This window comes from Kitasatospora sp. NPDC059327 (assembly GCF_042752535.1).
In the GTDB taxonomy this organism is placed as follows: domain Bacteria; phylum Actinomycetota; class Actinomycetes; order Streptomycetales; family Streptomycetaceae; genus Kitasatospora.
The window spans coordinates 1-1,410 of the sequence record NZ_JBHYYB010000255.1; the positions used below are offsets into that span (position 1 = coordinate 1).

Annotated in this window: 2 protein-coding genes and 1 pseudogene; 1 reads left to right on the plus strand and 2 read right to left on the minus strand. The window is 72.4% G+C overall.

The features are described 5' to 3' along the window. A pseudogene (locus ACFXHB_RS44825) lies at window positions 1-259 on the minus strand (hypothetical protein); the annotation flags it as partial. A gap of 212 nt (window positions 260-471) precedes the next feature. On the opposite strand from ACFXHB_RS44825, the gene ACFXHB_RS44830 reads away from it, so the two are divergent. Continuing rightward, window positions 472-924, plus strand: coding sequence for a hypothetical protein (locus ACFXHB_RS44830; RefSeq protein WP_380583002.1), 453 nt, complete (start codon window positions 472-474; stop codon window positions 922-924). Between the two features lie 309 nt (window positions 925-1,233). On the opposite strand, the gene ACFXHB_RS44835 is transcribed toward ACFXHB_RS44830, so the two are convergent. Next, complete coding sequence (locus ACFXHB_RS44835) at window positions 1,234-1,410, minus strand: STAS domain-containing protein (RefSeq protein ID WP_380583004.1); 177 nt, start codon at window positions 1,408-1,410, stop codon at window positions 1,234-1,236.

Consider the following 1,410-nt stretch of genomic DNA (forward strand, 5'->3'; position numbering starts at 1 on the left):
GGTCGGCGTCGGCACGCAACCGCAGGAGCCCGCCCTCCTTCAGCCCCCGCCGCCAGCGCGCCGGGGGCGGGTAGCGCAGCACGGTGGAGATGTGGGTGAGCCGCTCGTCCTGGTCGAGGGCTTCCTGTGCGTGGACGTGTTCGGCGAGCAGCCGGCGGAGCGTCTCGTCTCGTGAGGCGCCGCGCCGCGACGCGACGGCTGCCAGGGCGTCGAGGGCGCAGTGCGGCAGCCGGACGTTGGTCTCGGTGTGGGCGGGCACCCGGCCAGTATCGGGGCTGAGGAGGCGCGACGCCGGCCACCGGGAGGTGGCCGGGCTCCTGGCGCAGCGCGGCCTGGGTGGGTGTGGGCGAGTGCGCCAGCCGCAGGTCGGGGGGAGGCGCTTCTTCGGCTACCCCTAGCATCTATACAGAATCCTCCATGACTTCATAAGCTGCTACCCGTACGAAGTCATGGACGACTGAGGAGGTACGGGTGGATCAGGAAGCAGCCCGCGCGGCCGTGGTGAGCGCACTGTCGGACGTCGAGGCCATGCACCGCAAGCTCACCGCGCTGCTGGGAAACATCGACGGCACGGCCACCGCGGTGGACATCCCTCGCCAGGGCCAGTGGACCGTGCAGCAGGTCGCTGTTCTATGGCGGCGCGCGAAGCACCTCCCGGGAGTCCGAGCGTTGTTCGAGACGACTGCGGCGCACGCCGGCGAGAAGGTGACGTTCAGCCAGATCCTGGCCGTGTCGGGCCTCGACGAGCTGCAGCAGCGCAGCGAGCACGCCCGGCTCAGCCGTCTGGCGAGCGACCTGTTCGGCGAGAAGCGCTGGCCGATCGAGAACTGGCAGGGCTCCCCCGACAGCACGAGCGGCAAGGCCGAGATGGTCTACCGGATGCCCCTTCCGATCGCTGCGTGGTGGCGCGGCCTGGAGCCCTGATCCACGACCCCGGCCCCGGCCCTACGACGGGCACTGCGAGGCCGGACGGCCTCGTCCTCCCCCGCACAGGCCCAGGGCCGAGACCCACCGGGGCACCACCCAACCGGGTCGGCATCCGCGCGCACCGGAACTCAGAGGCGGACTCCGGTGGACGGCCCGCCTGTTGGCGCGGCACGGGGCGGCCGGGCTGTATGCCGGGCCCGGCCGCCCCGAAGCGGCGACGCTGCACGGTCCGGGCCGTGGGGGTGTACGAGTCGGACGATGTGAAGCGGGCACAGCCTCACGCCCCGGTCGGGGCGCTCGGTCGGTTCAACGAGCGAAGCCGGCCGCGGGCACGTCCGGGTCAATGGGGAAGACCTGGTCGGCGCCGGTGGTCTCCAGAAGCCTTGCGGCCGAGGGGGTGAGTCGGGCGAGATGGACCGTGGTGTCGGCGCGGGCGGCTTCGGCCCGGGCGAGAAGCAGGGCGTTGAGGCCCGAGGAGTCCAT

Bases quoted from the DNA above. Each gene is read 5' to 3' on its own strand.
- ACFXHB_RS44835 (WP_380583004.1), bottom strand. From the start codon at position 1,410: ATGGACTCCTCGGGCCTCAACGCCCTGCTTCTCGCCCGGGCCGAAGCC.